The organism is Undibacterium parvum (assembly GCF_003955735.1).
Taxonomy (GTDB): domain Bacteria; phylum Pseudomonadota; class Gammaproteobacteria; order Burkholderiales; family Burkholderiaceae_D; genus Undibacterium; species Undibacterium parvum.
Window position 1 is genome coordinate 2,044,626 of the sequence record NZ_CP034464.1, and the last position, 19,572, is coordinate 2,064,197.

General features: G+C 50.0%; 21 protein-coding genes. 1 reads left to right on the forward strand and 20 read right to left on the reverse strand.

Annotated features, from left to right (window positions below; translation table 11 throughout):
- Positions 1-111: 111 nt before the first annotated feature.
- From EJN92_RS08915 to EJN92_RS08985, 15 genes are all read right to left on the reverse strand, one after another.
- The gene (locus tag EJN92_RS08915; RefSeq protein ID WP_126127491.1) at positions 112-531 is read right to left on the reverse strand and encodes a F0F1 ATP synthase subunit epsilon; all 420 of its coding nucleotides are present in this window, start codon (positions 529-531) and stop codon (positions 112-114) included.
- A 99-nt stretch (positions 532-630) separates the two neighbouring features.
- The gene (gene atpD / locus EJN92_RS08920; RefSeq protein ID WP_126127492.1) at positions 631-2,034 is read right to left on the reverse strand and encodes a F0F1 ATP synthase subunit beta; all 1,404 of its coding nucleotides are present in this window, start codon (positions 2,032-2,034) and stop codon (positions 631-633) included.
- Between the two features lie 29 nt (positions 2,035-2,063).
- Entirely contained in the window at positions 2,064-2,933 is an 870-nt protein-coding gene (gene atpG, locus EJN92_RS08925; RefSeq protein ID WP_126127493.1) for a F0F1 ATP synthase subunit gamma, read from the reverse strand.
- 29 nt (positions 2,934-2,962) lie between these two features.
- Positions 2,963-4,504: a F0F1 ATP synthase subunit alpha gene (gene atpA / locus EJN92_RS08930; protein ID WP_126127494.1), complete on the reverse strand. Its 1,542-nt coding sequence runs from the start codon at positions 4,502-4,504 to the stop codon at positions 2,963-2,965.
- Positions 4,505-4,543: 39 nt separating this feature from the next.
- Positions 4,544-5,077, reverse strand: a complete 534-nt coding sequence (locus EJN92_RS08935) for a F0F1 ATP synthase subunit delta (protein WP_126127495.1) — start codon at positions 5,075-5,077, stop codon at positions 4,544-4,546.
- 2 nt (positions 5,078-5,079) lie between these two features.
- Positions 5,080-5,550, reverse strand: a complete 471-nt coding sequence (locus tag EJN92_RS08940; RefSeq protein ID WP_126127496.1) for a F0F1 ATP synthase subunit B — start codon at positions 5,548-5,550, stop codon at positions 5,080-5,082.
- Positions 5,551-5,618: 68 nt separating this feature from the next.
- The gene (gene atpE / locus EJN92_RS08945; protein ID WP_126127497.1) at positions 5,619-5,861 is read right to left on the reverse strand and encodes a F0F1 ATP synthase subunit C; all 243 of its coding nucleotides are present in this window, start codon (positions 5,859-5,861) and stop codon (positions 5,619-5,621) included.
- A 91-nt stretch (positions 5,862-5,952) separates the two neighbouring features.
- Entirely contained in the window at positions 5,953-6,783 is an 831-nt protein-coding gene (gene atpB / locus EJN92_RS08950) for a F0F1 ATP synthase subunit A (RefSeq protein WP_126127498.1), read from the reverse strand.
- Between the two features lie 2 nt (positions 6,784-6,785).
- Positions 6,786-7,124 (reverse strand): ATP synthase subunit I, encoded by a 339-nt coding sequence (locus EJN92_RS08955; RefSeq protein ID WP_126127499.1) that lies wholly within the window; start codon positions 7,122-7,124, stop codon positions 6,786-6,788.
- A 176-nt stretch (positions 7,125-7,300) separates the two neighbouring features.
- Positions 7,301-7,867, reverse strand: coding sequence for an RBBP9/YdeN family alpha/beta hydrolase (locus EJN92_RS08960; RefSeq protein WP_126127500.1), 567 nt, complete (start codon positions 7,865-7,867; stop codon positions 7,301-7,303).
- Between the two features lie 11 nt (positions 7,868-7,878).
- Positions 7,879-8,772, reverse strand: coding sequence for a ParB/RepB/Spo0J family partition protein (locus tag EJN92_RS08965; protein WP_126127501.1), 894 nt, complete (start codon positions 8,770-8,772; stop codon positions 7,879-7,881).
- Positions 8,772-9,551: a ParA family protein gene (locus tag EJN92_RS08970; protein WP_126127502.1), complete on the reverse strand. Its 780-nt coding sequence runs from the start codon at positions 9,549-9,551 to the stop codon at positions 8,772-8,774. The genes EJN92_RS08965 and EJN92_RS08970 overlap by 1 nt, the downstream gene beginning before the upstream one ends.
- A gap of 50 nt (positions 9,552-9,601) precedes the next feature.
- The gene (gene rsmG / locus EJN92_RS08975; RefSeq protein WP_126127503.1) at positions 9,602-10,246 is read right to left on the reverse strand and encodes a 16S rRNA (guanine(527)-N(7))-methyltransferase RsmG; all 645 of its coding nucleotides are present in this window, start codon (positions 10,244-10,246) and stop codon (positions 9,602-9,604) included.
- Positions 10,243-12,198, reverse strand: a complete 1,956-nt coding sequence (gene mnmG, locus EJN92_RS08980; RefSeq protein ID WP_126127504.1) for a tRNA uridine-5-carboxymethylaminomethyl(34) synthesis enzyme MnmG — start codon at positions 12,196-12,198, stop codon at positions 10,243-10,245. Before mnmG ends, rsmG begins: the two co-directional genes overlap by 4 nt.
- Before the next feature lie 161 nt (positions 12,199-12,359).
- Positions 12,360-13,118 carry a TSUP family transporter gene (locus tag EJN92_RS08985; protein ID WP_126127505.1) on the reverse strand — a complete coding sequence of 253 codons (759 nt, stop codon included), beginning with the start codon at positions 13,116-13,118 and terminating at the stop codon, positions 12,360-12,362.
- A 79-nt stretch (positions 13,119-13,197) separates the two neighbouring features.
- On the opposite strand from EJN92_RS08985, the gene EJN92_RS08990 reads away from it, so the two are divergent.
- Positions 13,198-14,355, forward strand: coding sequence for an iron-containing alcohol dehydrogenase (locus tag EJN92_RS08990; protein ID WP_126127506.1), 1,158 nt, complete (start codon positions 13,198-13,200; stop codon positions 14,353-14,355).
- Between the two features lie 415 nt (positions 14,356-14,770).
- Here EJN92_RS08990 and EJN92_RS08995 read toward each other — a convergent pair whose 3' ends face one another.
- The 5 genes from EJN92_RS08995 to EJN92_RS09015 form a co-directional block, all read right to left on the reverse strand.
- Positions 14,771-15,739, reverse strand: a complete 969-nt coding sequence (locus EJN92_RS08995) for a branched-chain amino acid ABC transporter permease (protein WP_126127507.1) — start codon at positions 15,737-15,739, stop codon at positions 14,771-14,773.
- Between the two features lie 24 nt (positions 15,740-15,763).
- Complete coding sequence (locus EJN92_RS09000; RefSeq protein WP_126127508.1) at positions 15,764-16,648, reverse strand: branched-chain amino acid ABC transporter permease; 885 nt, start codon at positions 16,646-16,648, stop codon at positions 15,764-15,766.
- 93 nt (positions 16,649-16,741) lie between these two features.
- The gene (locus EJN92_RS09005) at positions 16,742-17,953 is read right to left on the reverse strand and encodes an ABC transporter substrate-binding protein (RefSeq protein WP_126127509.1); all 1,212 of its coding nucleotides are present in this window, start codon (positions 17,951-17,953) and stop codon (positions 16,742-16,744) included.
- Between the two features lie 129 nt (positions 17,954-18,082).
- Positions 18,083-18,799, reverse strand: coding sequence for an ABC transporter ATP-binding protein (locus EJN92_RS09010; RefSeq protein WP_126127510.1), 717 nt, complete (start codon positions 18,797-18,799; stop codon positions 18,083-18,085).
- Positions 18,796-19,569, reverse strand: a complete 774-nt coding sequence (locus tag EJN92_RS09015; RefSeq protein ID WP_126127511.1) for an ABC transporter ATP-binding protein — start codon at positions 19,567-19,569, stop codon at positions 18,796-18,798. The genes EJN92_RS09010 and EJN92_RS09015 overlap by 4 nt, the downstream gene beginning before the upstream one ends.
- Positions 19,570-19,572 lie beyond the last annotated feature (3 nt).

Consider the following 19,572-nt stretch of genomic DNA (forward strand, 5'->3'; position numbering starts at 1 on the left):
TAATGACTCATTTCAGAAAAATCATAGAAAAAAAAGGCAGCCTAAGCTGCCTCTTTTCTAATGCTAATATTTCCAACGCGGCGTATGCCTGACAGTATCAAGTCTTACTTCCTACTTCTTACGTAAGCGCTGAATTGCTGCTAGTTGCGCGACCGCGATACTCAATTCAGCTTGTGCTTTCGCATAGTCAAATTTTGATTCGCGATTGACTAAGGATTCTTCTGCCAATTTTTTAGCATCAGCGGCCTTAGCTTCGTCCAGATCTTTACCGCGTATCGCTGTATCTGCCAGAACTGTAACGGTATCAGGTTGCACTTCAAGCAAACCACCGGCGACGAATACGAATTCATCTTCCGCCTGGCCTGGAACCTTGATGCGCACTGCGCCCGGCTTGATGCGCGTGATCAGCGGAGTGTGTTTTGGGTAGATACCCAACTCACCAGCTTCACCCGGCAACGCCACGAACTCAGCTTCACCGGAGAAGATCAACTCTTCTGCAGAAACCACGTTAACGTGAATAGTATGTGCCATATTCAAACTTTCTGATTCGTCAAAGGTTCAAAAAATGCACTGCTTGGTATTTGATTACCTCTGCAAACGACTATGATCATCTGCAGAAGTCACATCAAATTAGGCAGCCATTTTCTTTGCTTTTTCGATTGCTTCGTCGATAGTACCTACCATGTAGAACGCTTGTTCTGGCAAGTGATCGAGTTCACCGGAAGCGATCATCTTGAAGCCCTTGATCGTGTCTTTCAGTGATACATATTTACCTGGGGAACCGGTAAATACTTCAGCAACGTGGAAAGGCTGGGACAAGAAACGCTGCATCTTACGTGCACGAGCAACCAATAACTTGTCTTCAGGCGCCAATTCGTCCATACCCAGAATCGCGATAATGTCGCGCAATTCTTTGTAACGCTGCAAAGTACCTTGAACCGCGCGGGCTGTTTCGTAATGCTCCAGACCAACCACTTGTGGATCCAATTGACGTGATGTCGAATCGAGTGGATCAACCGCTGGGTAAATACCCAAAGAGGCGATGTCACGCGACAGAACAACAGTAGAATCCAAGTGAGCAAACGTTGTAGCTGGAGATGGATCAGTCAAATCATCCGCTGGAACATACACGGCTTGAATCGAAGTGATCGAACCTGTTTTGGTCGAAGTGATACGCTCTTGCAAGCGTCCCATTTCTTCAGCCAAAGTTGGTTGATAACCCACAGCAGAAGGCATACGACCCAACAACGCAGAGACTTCAGTACCGGCCAAAGTGTAACGGTAGATGTTATCGACGAAGAACAACACGTCTTTACCTTCGTCACGGAAACCTTCAGCGATAGTCAAACCAGTCAAAGCAACACGCAGACGGTTACCTGGTGGTTCATTCATCTGACCGTAAACCATGGCAACTTTGGAGTTCTCTGGATTTTCCAGATCAACTACTTTAGCATCAGCCATTTCGTGGTAGAAGTCATTACCTTCACGAGTACGCTCACCTACACCAGCAAACACGGACAAGCCGCTGTGTGCTTTAGCGATGTTGTTGATCAGTTCCATCATGTTGACTGTCTTACCGACACCAGCACCACCGAACAAACCAACTTTACCGCCTTTTGCAAACGGGCAAACCAAGTCAATAACCTTGATACCTGTTTCCAACAGCTCTTGCGATGGCGACAATTCGTCGTACGCAGGTGCTTTACGGTGGATTGATGCTGTTGTTTCACGGCTAACCGGTCCACATTCATCAATCGGGTTACCCAATACGTCCATGATACGACCCAATGTTGCTTTACCGGTAGGCACCATAATTGGCTTACCAGTGTTGGTCATGATCATGCCGCGACGCAGACCGTCGGAAGTACCCAGCGCGATGCAACGGACGATACCATCGCCCAATTGCTGCTGAACTTCCAGAGTCAGGTCTGAGCCTTCCATTTTCAAGGCGTCGTAGATCTTAGGCATCGCGTCGCGTGGAAATTCAACGTCCACAACAGCACCGATACACTGAACGATTTTGCCATCAGCCATGTTCGTTCCTTCAATAAATTAAATTCAGTTTAGACCGCTGCCGCGCCGGCGACGATCTCGGAAAGCTCTTTGGTAATTGCAGCTTGGCGTGTTTTGTTGTAAATCAACTTCAACTCACCAATTACGCTGACTGCGTTATCGCTAGCTGATTTCATCGCCACCATACGTGCCGACTGTTCAGATGCCATGTTTTCAGCGACAGCCTGATAAATCAGAGCTTCAACATAACGCACCAACAATTCGTCAATCACCGTTTTCGCATCTGGCTCGTAAATGTAATCCCATGAATGGGAAGACTTATTTACTTCGAGTTGATCAGCCTGCAGGGGCAATAACGGCTCCAACACTGGCTGTTGCTTCATGGTGTTAACAAACTTGTTGTAGCAAACGTAGACTGCATCCAGTCTACCTTCCTGATAGGCGTCCAACATCACCTTCACTGGACCAATCAACTTATCCAGATGAGGCGTATCGCCGAGTTGCACTGCGTGCCCCACGACTCGTGCGCCCATCCGGTTCAGGAAGCCTAAACCTTTATTACCAATTGCGACCGCTTCAAATGTAGCGCCCGACCCATCAAGCTCGCGTAGTTTGTTGGTGACCAAACGCAATACGTTGGTATTCAAGCCACCACACAAACCCTTGTCAGTAGTAACAAGTATCAGTCCAATTTTCTTGGACTGAGTTTGCTGAACCATGAAAGGATGCGAGTACTCTGGGTTTGCCTGTGCCAAGTTAGCCGTGATAGTACGAATTTTTTCACTGTACGGACGAGCCGCACGCATTCTATCCTGCGCTTTACGCATTTTAGAAGCAGCGACCATTTCCATCGCTTTAGTGATCTTCTTCGTATTTTCTACGCTTTTGATCTTGCCACGTATCTCTTTACCTACAGCCATGAGTATTGACTCCTTCTAGCTATAGTAAATTAATAGGCGCCGGATTTTTTGAAATCAGCAATAGCGGCAGACATGGCAGCTTCGCCATCTTTGTCCAGTTGCTTGGTTTCTTCTATCTTTTGCAGCAAAGCAGCATGACTAGTTTTCATGAAATTATGTATGCCAGCTTCGAAAGCCAAAACCTTCGTGACAGGTACATCATCCAGGAAGCCCTTGTTCGCTGAGAACAAAGTAACTGCCATCAGGGAAATCGACAATGGAGCGTACTGAGCTTGTTTCAACAGTTCTGTAACGCGTGCACCACGATCCAACTGCTTACGTGTTGCGGCATCCAGATCCGAAGCGAACTGCGCAAACGCAGCCAATTCACGATACTGAGCCAAATCGGTACGGATACCGCCGGACAGGTTTTTAATAACCTTAGTCTGAGCAGCACCACCAACGCGAGATACCGAAATACCAGCATTAATCGCAGGACGGATACCAGCGTTGAACAAGGATGTTTCCAAGAAGATCTGACCGTCAGTAATCGAAATTACGTTGGTTGGAACGAAAGCGGAAACGTCACCTGCCTGAGTTTCAATGATAGGCAATGCTGTCAATGAACCTGTTTTACCTTTAACCGCACCGTTGGTGAATTTCTCAACGTAGTCAGGGTTCACGCGTGCTGCGCGCTCTAACAAACGGGAGTGGAGGTAGAACACGTCACCTGGATAAGCTTCGCGACCTGGTGGACGGCGCAGCAACAGGGACAACTGACGATAAGCAACAGCTTGCTTGGACAAATCATCATAAATGATCAAGGCATCTTCACCACGATCACGGAAGTATTCGCCCATTGCGCAACCAGCGTATGCAGAAACATATTGCATAGCAGCCGATTCAGCGGCAGTAGCGGCTACCACGATCGTGTATTCCATTGCGCCGTGGGCTTCTAAAGCACGCACTACGTTTTTAACAGAAGACGCTTTTTGACCAATCGCTACATAGATACATGTAACGTTTTGACCTTTTTGGTTGATCACGGCATCAATCGCTACCGCAGTCTTACCAGTTTGACGATCGCCAATGATCAATTCGCGTTGACCACGACCAACCGGAACCATCGCATCAATCGACTTCAAACCAGTTTGCAGTGGTTCGGAAACTGATTGACGAGCAATAACGCCCGGTGCGATTTTTTCGATAGGTGTCGTCAATTTAGCATTGATAGGACCTTTACCGTCGATAGGCTGACCCAGTGCATTAACAACACGGCCGCGCAGTTCTGGGCCGATAGGCACTTCCAGAATACGACCGGTACATTTAACGGTATCGCCTTCGGAAATGTGCTCGTAGTCACCCAAAATAACGGCGCCAACGGAATCACGTTCCAAATTCAATGCCAGACCAAATGTATTGCCTGGAAATTCCAGCATCTCACCTTGCATCGCGTCAGACAGACCGTGAATGCGGCAGATACCGTCGGTAACGGAAATAACCGTACCTTGATTACGAATCTCAGCGTTATCGCCAAGGCCTTGGATCCGGCTCTTGATCAATTCGCTGATTTCTGATGGATTGAGTTGCATACTAACTCCTAAAATTAATTCAGTACTTACGTCCGCTATTTACGCGGTCAAAGCGACGTGCATTCTTTGCAGCTTGGCACGCACGGAAGTATCCAGTACTTGATCACCAACCACGATATGCACGCCACCGATTAGGCTAGCGTCCACTTTCACGGTCGAGTGCAGCTTGCGGCCAAATTTCTTTTCCAGCGTGGTCGTCAAATCACTTATCTGCTCTGCCGTCATTTCAAATGCACTAGTAATTTTTGCATCTGCAGCGCCAGCTTCGGCGTTTTTCAGAGCATGAAATTGAGCAGCGATTTCTGGCAATAAAGTTAAGCGACCGTAGTCAGTGAGCGTAGTAACGAAGTTTTTGGCTTCATCAGTCACTGGTGACTTCAACACGGACAAGAAAGTCTCAGCAGTTTTCGCCGCTGTGACTTTGGGATTGTGTGCAAGAGCTAGTACATCGGGATGCGCCGCGACTTGCGCCATCTCGGCAACCAGATCCGACCAAGCGGATAGGTTGCCAGATTTGGCAACACGGAACAAGGCTTCGGCGTAAGGACGAGCGATCGTTGCGAGTTCAGCCATGATTACAGCTCAGTCTTCAATTGGCTCAACATATCTGCGTGAGCAGATGCGTTAACCTCACGCTTGAGAATTTGCTCTGCGCCTTTGACTGCCAATACGGCAACCTGGTCGCGCAATTCTTCGCGTGCTTTGGTGACTTGATTGTCAGCTTCAGCTTTGGCGGCAGCGATGATACGCGCAGCTTCTGCATTGGCAACATTCTTGGCTTCTTCTAAGATCAATTGCGCGCGCTTTTCAGCATTGGCAACATGCGTCAGACCTTCTTCACGGGCACCAGCCAATTGGGCTTGTACACGTTTTTCAGCGTCTTGCATCTTTGCCTGGCCTTGATCAGCAGCAGCCAAGCCGTCGGCAATTTTTTGCCTACGAGCATCGATCGCACCAATCAACGGTGGCCACACGAATTTCATCGTGAAGAGTGCCAGGATGAAAAACACCCCAGCCTGGTACCACATAGTTTGATTAAGGTTCACGGTAGTTTTCCTCTAGAAATTATCGTTCCGTAAGCAGACTTGCTTACGGTTAGAAAAAGGAAAGCTAATTAGCCTTTGAATGGATTTGCAGTTGCGAAGAACATAGCGATACCAACACCGATAATGAAAGCAGCATCGATCAAACCAGCCAACAACAACATTTTACCTTGCAATTTTTCCATCAATTCTGGTTGACGTGCTGACGCTTCCAGATATTTACCACCCATCAGAGCGATACCGATACATGCACCCAAAGCGCCCAAACCGATGATCAAACCACAAGCCAATGCAACCATAGCGACGTTAGTCATAACAATTCCTTCAAAGATTAAAAATTAAAAAATTAAAAAAACAAAAACCCAAAACAAATTCCAACAAACTCTGATTACTACTTTTACTTAATTAATGCGCTTCGTGAGCTTGACCCATGTACACCAGTGTCAACATCATGAAAATAAATGCTTGCAAGAATACGATCAAAATATGGAAAATTGCCCATATAGAACCGGCGAACAAATGTCCAATACCACCGAATACTGTTGCTGTAGAACCCAATAAGGCGATCAACAAGAACAACAGCTCACCGGCGAACATGTTACCGAAAAGTCGCATACCTAAAGAGAAGGTTTTCGCTGCGTATTCAACCAGATTCAAGGCCAGATTGGCTGGGAACATCATAGGACCGAAAGGCGCAGAGAATAATTCTTTTACGAAACCGCCTGCACCTTTGATTTTCACGCTGTAATACATCATCAAGGCAAAAATACCAACAGAAATACCTAGAGTGCCGTTCAAATCAGCGGTAGGGACAACGCGGTGGTGAATGCCGGAATCGATTCCTAAAGCAGGGAAAATCCAAACGGAGAACAAATCGACAGGCAAGAAATCTAGCGAGTTCATCAAGGCAACCCAAACAAACACGGTCAAAGCCATAGGTGCGATGAAACTAGTGTTGCCGTGCACGATGCTCTTGGCTTGGTTATCGACCATCTCTACCAGCATTTCAACCGCAGACTGAAAGCGACCTGGCACACCAGAACTCGCCTTGCGTGCGGCCATATACATCAACAAACTACCAATGACGCCACAAGCGATAGACCAAAACAGGGTATCGTAATTGAGGATGGACATGTCCACCAAGGCGACTTGTTGTTCATGCGAATTAGATAAATGTCCCAAATGATGGGAGATATATTCTGACGCTGTAGGTGCTGCGTGCTCAGTTGCGCTCATAATTAGTGTCTAAATAGTAAAATGAAATAACTTTTCAATATCACAACGATCCCAGCGATAAACGCTACCCAATGCAAATCGTGATACAACCAAACAACCGCAATCATTAATGCAATTGTTGACCCAATTTTTATAAATTCACCGATAAAAAAGTTCATCGGGTTGGCGCCCCCAGGTTTTTTCGCGCTGGAATTTAAGCGCAATGCAAACAAAGAGTTAGGGACGGCACAACATAGTCCACCAAACAAGGCTGAGATTCCAGCCGTAACACCAGCAAGCAAACCAGCGATCAGGGCGACGACCAAAGCTGCTGTCAATTGCAACAGAACTAAACGCGCCATGCGATTTCCTCACTATTCATTTCTTAAATTTTAGCCTTGGCTATTGAAGCACTTGCGTTTGCCGCCATATTTCCAACCGAAGAATAAACGCAGGCCAACCAAAACCACGGAATTATACGTGCTTGTTCCCACCATCGTCAAACGTTTGATGTGCTACATCAAAATGAGACATGTACTTATCTGGTGCAAATCTGCGAATTGTTGGCATTCTGCATTAGCTCTGCTAGCCATTGCTGGCCCTGCGACCAAGCCGCCAGACCAGACTCGCCATTGATATGGCCCTTTGCACCAATACAGTGAAATTGCGCGCCCCAGGCTTCGGCCCATAGCCTGGCAAGACCTAATTCACACCATGGATCATTATCGGAGGCAATAACCGTTGTCGGAAACGGCAGCGACCTGGTCGGCATAGGCGAAAAATCTGGAGCGGGAAACTGTACTCTTGCGACATCCGGCGGCGCAACTAGTAAAGCCCCTCTAACTCTGGCTTTGTCGGTGTTTGCCAACAAACTGCTCTGCGCCCAATGTGCGAGCAAGGCGCAGCCTAGGCTATGGGCGACGATAACGACAGATTCCTCAGTGTCACTAATCTGCTGATCGAGGCTGGTTAACCAATCTGAGCAATTGGGCTGGTCCCAGTTTTTCTGCTGCACGCGACTGACATTGGGCAGCGCAGATTCCCAAAGACTCTGCCAATGCGCCGGGCCTGAATTATACAAACCCGGCAATAGCAATATTTTCATCCGACTCTGGCTCAATGCCCGCGAATTTTCAAGATCACGCCATCCAAGGAATCGAGGTCAGCGAAGTCGATCAGCATCTGACCGCGTCCCTTGCTACCCATCTTAAGAGTGACCTGAGTCGCCAGCATGTCCGACAACTCCTCTTCCAGTCGCGTGATATCCCTGGATTTTTCTGGCTTGTCGCGCAGCTTGGCGGGAGTGTTTAATTCTGTCGTGGTGCGCTGAACCAATTTTTCGGCCTCGCGTACTGACATGCGCTTGGCCACAACTTCATTTGCCAACTGAATTTGCGTTGCGGCATCAGTTGCCAATAAGGCACGCGCATGTCCCATATCGATATCACCCGCCATCAACATGGTTTGTACAGGTTTGGCTAAATTCAATAAACGCAATAAATTGGACACTGCGCTGCGCGACCTGCCAACCGCATTCGCTGCTTGCTCGTGAGTAAACGCAAAATCAGAAATCAGGCGATGGATACCTTGCGCTTCCTCTAAAGGATTCAGGTCTTCACGTTGTATGTTTTCGATCAAGGCCATCGCCGCCGCGGCCTGATCGTCTACATCTTTCACCAAGACCGGCACTTCTTCCAGACCCGCCATCTGCGAGGCCCGATAGCGCCTCTCACCTGCGATGATCTCGTAACGGGTAACACCATTGGTTTGGCCGATAGGCCGCACCAGGATAGGTTGCATCAAGCCCTGTGCCTTGATTGATGCGGCTAACTCAGTGAGCGCGCCTTCATCCATGCGGGTACGAGGCTGATACTTGCCGGCCTGCATCAAACTGACATGCAGACTGGTCGGAGCTCCCGCCACTGTTTCTACCGCCTCGGCAAAATCACCAGCGCCATCAAATAGCGCTTCCAATCCACGGCCTAAGCCTTTTTGTTTTTTTGTTGCCATTATTTTGCATCCAATAATTTAATTCTTTCAAGCATCTCGGCACCAAAGGCAATATAGGCTTGCGCGCCTTTCGAGGAGGGGTCAAACACCACACCCGGCATCCCATACGACGGTGCTTCGGCTAAACGTACATTGCGCGGTATCACGGTGGCAAATACCTTGTCGCCGAAATGTTGTTCTAGCTGATCAGAAACTTGTTGCGACAGTGTCATGCGCGGATCAAACATGACCCGTAATAAGCCGACGATTTTCAGATCCGGATTCAGATTAACCGCTACTTTTTTGATGGTATTGGAAAGATCCGACAAACCTTCCAACGCATAATATTCACACTGCATAGGAATAATCACACCATGCGCGGCACACAGGCCGTTCAGGGTCAGCATCGATAAGGCTGGTGGACAATCGATCAAGATAAAGTCGTAGTCTGCGCTCACTTCTTTTAAGGCATCGCGCAGACGCTTGTCACGGTTTTCTAATTCCACCATTTCAACTTCGGCACCGGCTAACTCGCGATTGGCTGGTAAGACGTCAAATTTGCCGGCCTCAGAGCGCACACGCGCCGTCTTGACATCACTCATGCCTAATAAGACTTCGTAAATCGAGCAAGTCAGCTTCGCCTTGTTGATGCCGGCACCCATGGTGGCATTGCCTTGTGGATCGAGATCAACCAACAACACTCTTTGATCCAGTTTTGCCAGACCGGCAGCAAGATTGACTGTCGTCGTGGTTTTGCCGACGCCACCTTTTTGGTTCGCAACACAAAATATTTTTGTCATTTTGCTCTAAGTAAGGTTCGTTTCAACTTCAACGCTGGGTTGAAATTCGATTAAGATTTTTTAATGTAGATCATGTGGCGTTCCACATCCAAACCCGGAACTGTCAGCACTTCAATTGAGCTCACTTCCCATCCGCTAGGCATGCGTTCAATTTCTTCATTCGGATTGACGCCCTTCATCGCGAAGAATTGACCGCCCTCTGCCAGCAGATGACCCGACCAGTTAATGAAATTGCGGAGTTCAGAAAAAGCGCGCGAAGTAATCACGTCAAATTTATCTTGCACCTGCAAGGCCTCGACTCGACCGGTGTGCACCGTGACATTCTTCAAACCCAGTTCGGCTTTGGCCTGATTCAGGAAAGCCGTCTTTTTATTCACGGTATCAATCATGGAAATGCGTTTGTCTGGATAACAAATTGCCAATATCATCCCAGGCAAACCGCCACCGGAACCCACATCTAAAATATTTTTTGCGTCTTTAAAAGCATGCGCAGCGGAAAGAGAATCCAGCAGATGTTGCTTGACCATTTCCTTAGGATCGCGCACTGATGTTAAATTATAAATTGAATTCCACTTATGCAACAATGCTAAATAAGCAACCATTTTAGCCAATTGTTCATCACTTAAAGAAAGTGGGAGTAATTTAACGCCGTCGTGTAACATCGCGCTTAATTCATCGGCATTAAATCCACTCATGATATTTCGCCTTCATTTTCTATTCCGCTAGGTATCATCTCTACTTTAGCAAACTGTTGAAAACCGCGTTTTTTCAGATGCACCAGCAAAAGAGAAATTGCAGCTGGCGTTACGCCAGAAACCCGGCCGCACTGCCCCAGCGTTTCTGGTCTAAATTTGTTCAATTTTTGCTTTACCTCTACCGACAGGCTATTCACTTCCAGGTAATCAAAATCCTCAGGCATCTTCAGGTTTTCGAAATATAACTGCCGCTCGACTTCTTTGGCCTGGCGTTCTATATAACCAGAATATTTAACCTGTATTTCAACCTGGTCTTTCACCGCATCATCGGCAACACCCGGGCCAGCCAGGGTCTGCGCTTCTTTACCAACTAGACTCATCAGACTATCGTAAGTAACTTGCGGGCGACGTAATAAATCTGCCAAAGAATATTCACGCTCCAAAGCCTTGCCAACTACCCGCTCCGCCTCAGCGTCTTCCACCAAGCGCGGACTAACCCAAGTCGATTTAAGTCTTTCCATTTCACGTGAAACAGCTTCTCGTTTGATTTCAAACTGAGCCCACTGCGCCTCGCTGACGCAACCGAGTTGACGGCCAATTTCAGTCAGGCGCATATCGGCATTATCTTCTCGCAGGCTGAGTCTATATTCGGCACGACTGGTAAACATGCGATACGGCTCTTGCACACCCTTGCTAGTAAGGTCATCGACCAATACGCCAAGATAAGCTTCGTCACGGCGTGGCACCCAGGCATCGCGCCCTTGCGTTTGCAAGGCGGCATTTAAACCGGCCAACATCCCTTGCGCTGCAGCCTCTTCATAGCCAGTGGTGCCATTAATTTGCCCGGCAAAAAACAAGCCCTTGATCTGACGGGTTTCCAAGGACGTCTTTAAACCACGCGGATCAAAGTAATCATATTCAATCGCATAACCAGGCCGCAAGATATACGCGTTTTCCATGCCACGCATGGAGCGGACTAAATCCAACTGCACATCGAAGGGCAAACTAGTCGAGATACCGTTAGGGTAGTATTCATTGGTAGTCAGACCTTCTGGCTCCAAGAATATCTGATGCGAATCCTTACCAGAGAAGCGATGGATTTTGTCTTCAATGGACGGGCAATAACGTGGACCTACCCCTTCGATCACGCCGGTGTACATAGGACTACGATCAAGACCGGCGCGAATAATGTCATGCGTGCGCTCATTGGTATGCGTAATCCAGCAAGGCAATTGGCGCGGATGCATAGCCACATTACCCATGACAGAAAACACCGGGATAGGATTAAGATCCCCCGCCTGCTCCTGCATCACAGAAAAATCGATACTACGACCATCGATACGCGGTGGCGTACCGGTCTTCAAACGACCTTGCGGCAAGGCGAGCTCTTTGAGTCTGGACGACAAGGAGATCGCCGGTGGATCGCCAGCCCGACCAGCTGCATAGCTATTGAGACCAACATGAATTTTTCCATCAAGAAAAGTTCCGGCAGTAAGCACCACAGATCTAGCACGAAAACGCACCCCAACCTGAGTGACAGCACCGACAACTCTATCGCCCTCCACCATCAGATCATCTACTGCCTGCTGAAATATCCACAGATTTTCTTGGTTTTCCAGGCGACTGCGAATTGCCTGCTTATACAAAATACGATCAGCCTGAGCCCGGGTCGCGCGCACCGCCGGCCCCTTGGACGAATTCAAAATACGGAACTGTATCCCAGCCTCGTCGGTGGCAATCGCCATAGCGCCGCCCATGGCGTCGACCTCTTTGACCAGATGGCCTTTACCGATTCCACCTATCGATGGGTTACAAGACATCTGCCCCAAGGTCTCGATATTATGGGTAAGCAAGAGGGTTTTTTGCCCCATGCGTGCGGCAGCCAAGGCCGCCTCTGTACCGGCATGACCACCACCAACAACGATTACATCAAATTCTTTTGGATAAAACATGGCTTACTTTTACTCAAGGAGTGCTCTGGAAGGTAGAGATTATAAAGGTTTTTAAGAGTTGGCCCTGACAAGAAAATAGTTTAGAGCGTTTGTTTCACGTGAAACAGCAGATATTACTGATTCGATCAAGACAAAACAGCCTGTTTCACGTGAAACAATGTCTATTTAAAAAAGGCGTCAAAGCTAGTTTTTATTATTAGACAAGCAACAACCACCAAGAACATCTTGCGTACAAAACCACTGCCATGTTTAATTGCCAGCCGGCTACCTGTCACTGAGCCTAGTACCCCACACACCGCCATGGCCAAACCAAGCTGCCAAATGACATGCCCGCTAAAGCCAAACCACAATAAGGCAGCCGCATTACAGGCCACATTAAGCAGCTTGGCAACTGCCGACGCACGTAAAAAATCAAACCCAAACATCCGCACGAATACAAACACGAAGAAGCTGCCAGTGCCGGGACCAAAAAATCCATCATAAAACCCTATTAGCCCGCCCGCCAGCATAGCCATCCCTATTTCTTTATTGCCAGCAAACAGAGGTGTATGACTCACCCCTAACTCCTTCTTTTTAAAAGTGTAGATAGCAATCGCCAACAGGATAAAGGGCAAGGCCGTGCGCAAATACGTAGGCGGTATATGCGTTACCAGTATCGCCCCACAAAACGAAAATACAAAAGCCATGGCCGCCGCTGGCAATACCATAGACCAACGCAGACTGACTACCCGCAGATAATTTGCCGCCGCCACCGAAGTGCCCCAGATACTGGCCAGCTTATTCGTCCCCAGTAAAGTCGCTGGCGCAGTGCCCGGCATAAAAGAAAACAAGGCCGGTACCTGGATCAAACCACCACCACCTACCACCGCATCTACCAAGCCGGCAAAAAATGCGGCAAGCGCCAAAACAAAAAAATCCATACTGTACTTAGTGAAATTTATTCAAGCTGACAGGATAACAAGTCTTGCTACAATTAGAGCAACCAGGAGTAAAGAGAAGATGAATAATTTTGACTTTCGCACCGTCCCCAGCCTGATCATACGCGTAGGCGCCGCCGCCCAATTGGGCCAAATTATCCAGCAGCACTACCCTGCCGTGCGCCGCGTCTTGCTGGTCACCGACCCTGGCTTTCTCGCCACCGGCTTAGTCCAGGCCAGCGTGCAAAGTCTGAAAAACGCAGGACTAAGTCCCAGCCTGTACGCCGAAGTACAGCCCGACCCATCCGAACAATTAATCCTCGCAGCACGCGCCGCGCTGCAAGCACAACAACCAGAGCTAGTCATAGGCATGGGTGGCGGCAGCTCGTTGGATGTCGCAAAACTATTGGCGGTCTTGCTCAACAGCACACAGAGCCTAGCCCAGATGTATGGCATAGATCAGATCCAAGGAGCAAGGCTGCCACTGATACAGATCCCCACCACCGCAGGTACTGGCTCAGAAGTGACGCCCATCGCGATCGTTACCACCGGTGCCAGCAGCAAGATGGGAATCATTGCGCCGCAGCTATATGCCGACATCGCCATCCTAGACGCCGCGCTGACGCTGGGTTTACCCGCCAGCATCAGCGCCGCTACCGGTATCGATGCCATGGTGCACGCCATCGAAGCCTATACCAGTAAGCATAAAAAGAATCCGCTCTCGGATATGCTGGCACGCCAGGCGCTGCAACTACTGTGGGGAAATCTCGAAGAAGTCTGCAATAACGGCCGGAACCTAGATGCACGCCAAGCCATGTTACTCGGTGCCATGCTGGCTGGCCAGGCCTTCGCCAACGCACCGGTCGCCGCGGTACATGCCTTGGCCTACCCGCTAGGCGGTATCTTCCACCTGCCGCATGGGCTATCCAATTCACTGGTCTTGCCACATGTGTTGCGCTTCAATCTAGCGTTCGCAGAGACCGAGTATGCTGAACTAGCTAGTATCATCGTCCCGCAAGCCAGCGGCAGTGCGCAAGCGCGTAGCCATGCCATGATAGATGCTTGCGCCGCCTTAGCGCAACGCGTCGGTATCGCCACCCGCCTAAGTCAAGTTGGCATCACTGAGGGCGACTTGGATAAGCTAGCCCAAGCGGCCATGCAACAAACCCGCCTGCTGGCAAATAACCCGCGCGAACTGACACTGGCGGACGCCAGAGCAATCTATACCGCCGCGCTGTAAATGCACTTAAGGGAGACGTAACTATTCAGCCCGCTATACAAAGCCCTTCTCCCGCTTGCGGGAGAAGGGTTGGGATGAGGGTGGTCCAAATTAAGCGCAATATTCGATTTTTCGTAGTGTTAAGCGTATCCGCTATTTGAAGGCAAGCTTTGTTCAACCACCCTCACCCCTGCCGTCTCCCGCTAGCGGGCGAGGGAGTTTTCATCGCGGGCTGAACAGTTACTAATGATGAGGAAATAAATATGCCCCCTGCCCTGAGGCGCATATCCCATGCGGGCTGCAGGCCACTATGCTTGAAGAGGCGCATGGAATATGCGCGCTGGCAGGGGTCCTTAAAAAATTTGATACGCCACAAAAAAATACCCCAGATTTGACTCTGGGGTATTTTGATTCAACTTGCTGCTTACCGCGCCGCCTATTTTTTAAGCAGCGCCCAGCGTGCTCCCAACTCTCCGACGATGCCGCGTCTAAACGCCAGCACGCAGATGATGAAGATCAAGCCCGTCACCATGGTCACCGACTCACCCAGAGTTCTAAACCATTCGACCTGGCTGACGTCTGCCAGCCAGTTGCCCATATCGCCTAGCTTGTTTTCCAGCAGGATAATGAGCACCGCACCGACTACCGGGCCGACGATGGTACCTAAGCCGCCCACCAAGGTCATCAAGACCACCAGTCCCGACATACTCCAGTGCACATCGGTCAGGGTGGCAAAGCCCAGCACCAGGGTCTTGGTGGCACCCGCCAAGCCTGCCAGTGAGGCCGACAAAACAAAGGCCAGCAACTTATACCGGTCTACGTCATAGCCTAGGGAAATCGCGCGTGGCTCATTTTCCTTGATCGCCTTTAACACCTGCCCAAATGGCGAATGGATGGTACGTACGATCAGGGCAAAACCAGCCACGGCAATCGCCAGCACCACGTAATACAAACTCAGGTCAGAACTTAGGTCTAGCAGGCCCAGTAATTTACCGCGCGGCACGCCTTGCAAGCCATCTTCGCCACCGGTAAATTTGGCCTGTAAAAACACGAAGTACAGCATTTGCGCCAGCGCCAGCGTGATCATGGTGAAGTAAATCCCTTGCCGCCGGATCGCCAGACTACCCATCAGCAAACCTATTCCACCGGCCGCCACCATCCCCAGCAGCAAGCCTAGTTCCAACGGTAAGCCGGCCTGTTTCAAGGCCCAGCCAGTCACATAACTGGCACCGCCAAAAAATGCCGCATGCCCGAACGAGAGTAAGCCAGTGAAGCCTATCAACAAATTGAAGGCGCAGGCAAACAAGGCGAAGCATAAAAGCTTCATCAAAAATACCGGATACACGATCATAGGCGCCAGCAGTAAAGCACCTAACGCCAGCCCGATTCCAAGTTTTTTATTCATACCCATCTCCGTATTTGGCATGGCTTACTTTTCTTTGCCGAACAAGCCGGCCGGACGAATCATCAAGACGATCGCCATCACGATAAACACTACGGTGGCCGATAGTTCGGGATAAAACACCCGGGTCAATCCCTCGATGATGCCCAAGCCTAGTCCAGTCAAAATCGAACCGAGGATAGAGCCCATGCCACCGATCACCACCACCGCAAACACCGTGATGATCAGATTAGAACCCATCAGGGGTGAGACCTGTATCACCGGTGCCGCCAGCACGCCTGCAAAGGCCGCCAGCGCCACGCCAAAGCCATAAGTAAGGGTCACCATAAGGGGCACGTTGACACCGAAGGCCTCGACCAGCTTAGGGTTCTCGGTGCCGGCCCGCAAATACGCACCCAACTTGGTTTTCTCGATCACAAACCAGGTCGCGAAACACACGCTGAGCGATGCCAGCACGACCCAGGCACGATAATTCGGTAAGAACATAAAACCCAGATCGGTGGCGCCCATCAGAGCATCCGGTACCGAATAGGCCTGGCCGGAAACCCCGTAAAACGAGCGGAACACACCTTCCAGTAGTAAGGTGATGCCGAAGGTCAGTAGTAGGCCGTACAGATGGTCTAATTTATACAGCCAGCGCAGCATGGTTTTTTCTATGATGATGCCGAATAGGCCAACCAGCAGTGGGGCGATCAGCAACATCAGCCAGTAGTTGATGCCAAAATAAGTCATCCCCATCCAGGCCAGAAAAGCCCCCATCATGTACAGGGCACCGTGCGCGAAATTGATCACATTGAGCAAGCCGAAGATGACCGCCAGACCTAGCGAAAGGATCGCGTAAAAAGAGCCATTGACCAAGCCCAGCAGTAACTGACTGAGCATCGCTTGTAGGGGAATACCGAAAATTTCCATGGCGCTTGTGCTTAATGCCCGCAGTGGGCAGAGGTTCAGTGAAGAGATGCGCAGCCTGATCGCTGCGCATCCCCGCTAGTCACAACTCAGCGCTTACTTCCAGAGCGCGCACTTGCTTTCGGCCTTGCTGGTAAACGCGCTATCACCGGGGATGGTTTGCACTATCCTGTAGTAATCCCATGGATATTTGGCTTCGGACGGCTGTTTCACTTGCATCAGATACATATCGTGGATCATGCTGCCATCGGCACGGATAGTGCCGTTTTTGGCATACATATCATTGATCTTCATGCCACGTAATTTCGCCATGACTTTATCGGTATCGTCCGAGCCCGCCGCTTTCACGGCGTTTAAGTATTGCAGGGTGGCGGAGTAATCGGCGGCCTGTATGCTGGATGGCATTTTTTTCATTTTGCCAAAATAACGCCGCGCCCAGGTACGGGTTTCTTCGTTCTGATCCCAATACCAGCTATCGGTCAGATACATGCCTTGCGTCAGGTTCAGGGTCAGCGCATGCACATCATTGATGAACATCAGCAAGCCAGCTAACTTCATGCTCTTGGTGACGCCAAATTCATTGGCGGCCTTGATCGCATTGATGGTATCGCCACCAGCATTGGCCAGACCCAGGATCTGCGCTTTAGAAGCCTGAGCTTGCAGCAAGAAAGAAGAAAAATCCGAGGCCGACAAAGGATGTTTGACCGAACCGGCGACCGTGCCGCCGGCCGCTTTCACCACCGTGCTGGTATCGTTTTCCAGCGAAGCACCGAAGGCATAATCGGCGGTCAAGAAGTACCAACTCTTGCCACCCTGCTTGACCACCGCAGCACCGGTACCCTTGGCCAGCGCCACCGTATCGTAAGCATAATGTATGGTGTAAGGCGTACATTCTTCATTGGTTAATCTGGCTGAGCCAGCACCGATAGAGATGAAGGCTTTTTTCTTTTCCAACGCCACTTTCGACATCGCCAGATTAGTACCGGAATTGGTGCCACCGATCAGCATATCGACGCCATCGCGATCAAACCATTCACGCGCGCGGCTGGCTGCGATGTCCGCCTTATTTTGATGATCGGCAGTGACTACTTCTATTTTTTTCCCCAACACCGTGCCGCCAAAATCAGCCACCGCCATCTTGATCGCCTCAACCCCGCCAGGACCATCAATATCTGAATACAAGCCAGACAAATCCGAGATAAAACCTATTTTCACGCTGTCGCCAGAAACCTGGGCGCTGGCACTGGCAGAAAACCCCGTCAGGGCAGCAGCAACTGCAAAAACACCGGCTTTTAATGTTGTCTTCATGTGTCTACTCCAATTTATATTATTGAATAAAACTAAGGGAACTATCGCTACCAAAACCCTGCCGACTCTGCGTTCGGTCACTACTTCTGCTGCTTCTTCAAACTCTGCTTCGACTACTTTCTTTAGGCACTACACGCCTAGCAATTCATTTAAAACCGGCATCTTTTCGCTCAATTCAGCCGCTGCAAAAGTCTCGACGATCTGACCATGTTCCATCACGTAAAAACGGTCTGCCAGAGGCGCGGCAAAACGGAAATTTTGTTCCACCATGACGATGGTATAGCCCTTGGCTTTCAGGGTCAGTATCATGCGCGCCAAAGCCTGCACGATGACCGGTGCCAAGCCCTCAGAAATTTCATCGAGCAGCAGCAGGCGTGCGCCGGTGCGCAGGATACGCGCCACCGCCAGCATCTGTTGCTCGCCACCGGACAGGCGCGTGCCCTGGCTGTGTTTACGCTCGGCCAGATTCGGAAACATTGCGTAAATTTCTTCGACCGACATGCCCGCATGGGTACTCGACACCAGGGGCGGCAACAGCAGGTTTTCTTCGGTAGAGAGTGAGGCAAAGATGCCACGCTCTTCCGGACAATAACCCACCCCCAGATGCGCCACTTTGTGGGTAGGCAAATGGATCGCCTCTACCCCATTGATCTTGATAGCGCCCTTACGATTACCGGTCAAGCCCATGATGGCGCGTAACGTGGTGCTGCGGCCGGCACCATTGCGCCCCAACAAAGTCACCACTTCACCGGTTTGCACCACCAGATTTACATCATGCAAGATATGCGATTCGCCATACCAGGCATGCAGGCCGCTGATTTCTAACGCCGGAGCTTGCTTACTCATGCGTGCGCCCCTTCCAGTTCACCGGCGGTGGTGCCCATATACGCTTCCATCACTTGCGGATTCCTCGACACTTGCTCGTAATTTCCCTCGGCCAGCATGGCACCGCGCTGTAGTACTGAGATCTTGTCGCAGATACCAGCGACTACACTCATATTGTGTTCTACCATCAGGATGGTGCGTCCGGCCGAGACCTTCTTGATCAGCTCGGTGACGCGATGTACATCTTCATGCCCCATGCCCTGAGTCGGTTCATCCAGCAACATCAGTTCAGGTTCCATCGCCAGCGTGGTGGCGATCTCTAAGGCACGCTTACGACCATACGGTAAATCAACCGTAATGCTGCTAGCGAACTCACGCAGATCTACTTGCTCTAACAAGGCCATGGCTTGCTCATTGAGGCGATTCAGACTGCGCGCGCTCTTCCAGAAATGATAGGAAGTGCCCAGCTTGTGCTGCAAACCTATGCGCACGTTTTCCATCACGCTAAGGTGCGGAAACACGGCAGAAATCTGGAAAGAACGGATGATGCCCTGACGCGCAATCTGGGCCGGTTTGGAGGCGGTGATATCGCGCCCATTGAACAAAATCTGGCCAGTAGTAGGCACCAAAAACTTGGTGAGTAAATTAAAGCAGGTGGTCTTACCGGCACCGTTAGGGCCGATCAAGGCATGGATATGGCCGCGCTGCACCTGTAGGTTAACATCGCTGACAGCGGTAAAGCCCTTGAACTCTTTGCTCAAGTGCTTAGTCTCCAGAATGACATTGCTCATCGA